This window comes from Streptomyces flavofungini (assembly GCF_014650815.1).
Lineage (GTDB): Bacteria > Actinomycetota > Actinomycetes > Streptomycetales > Streptomycetaceae > Streptomyces > Streptomyces flavofungini.
In genome coordinates this window covers 1-947 of sequence record NZ_BMVR01000064.1, presented here as the reverse complement: position 1 = coordinate 947, position 947 = coordinate 1, and the positions used below count along the sequence as shown (strand labels likewise).

Annotated in this window: 1 protein-coding gene; it reads right to left on the bottom strand. The window is 70.5% G+C overall.

Annotation, left to right across the window (positions count from 1 at the left end):
* On the bottom strand, positions 1-868 hold an 868-nt coding region (locus IE274_RS39135), incomplete at its 3' end, for an IS701 family transposase (RefSeq protein WP_190120721.1).
* Positions 869-947 lie beyond the last annotated feature (79 nt).

Below are 947 nucleotides of genomic sequence, written 5' to 3'. Positions count from 1 at the left end.
ACCGCTCGTGGGTGGGGGGATCGGGGTCGAAGACGATATTGACGGGCAGCTTCGCCGCGGCCCAGTCATAGACGCGCGGGCCCTTGGCACCGTCGCCGGCCGACAGCCGCTGCCAGGCATCGGCGGGGGCATCGTCGAGGAGCTGGTCGATGCGCCAGACCCCGAACAGCGACTTGATCTGCTGGGACTTGGGCACCGCGAGCACGTAGCCGACCTGAGCCTGCTCAAGCAGGTGGCGAAAGCGCCACTCCTGCCCGTAGAGGCTGTCGGCGGTCACCCAGACGATCGGCAGCGGCGAGGCCAGGGCCCGCAGGACCAGGGTGCGGGCGAGTTCTCCCTTGGTGGCGAAGCCGCGTTCGGCCGGGACGCGGGCTCCATTGCAGCGGTCCGGGTCGTTCGTCCACGATTTGGGCAGATACAACTCCCGGTCCACCAGCGCCCGTCCCCGTCCGGAGGCGTAGGCGGCGAAGACGCCGATCTGGCAGTTCTCGGTCCGCCCTGCCGTGCCGGAGTACTGCCGCTGCACCCCGGCGGAGACGACGCCCTTCTTGAGGAATCCGGTGTCGTCCACGATCAGGACGCCATCCGGGGCGCCGAGCCGCTGGGCCACGTACTCCTGCAGGTCGTCCCGGAGTTCGTCGGGGTCCCATCTGCTGCGCGACAGCAGGTGCTGCAGCCCGTAGGGGCCGTTGTGACCGGCGTACTCGGCCAGCTGCCAGCTGTTCTTGCGGCCGACCGGGCCCAGCAGGCCCCGGACGTAATCCCGCATCCGGCGCCGCACCTCGACCCGGCCGAACCTTCCGCCCACCCGCAGGAACAGGTCCTCCAGCTCGGCACTCCAGCGTCCCGTGACGAAGTCCGCCATCATGCCCCGAGCCTGCACCTCTCGGCCCGCCGTCCACGACGGCTTCCCGGAACCGGCCCCTGAGGCACCGTCAGCCCGCTAG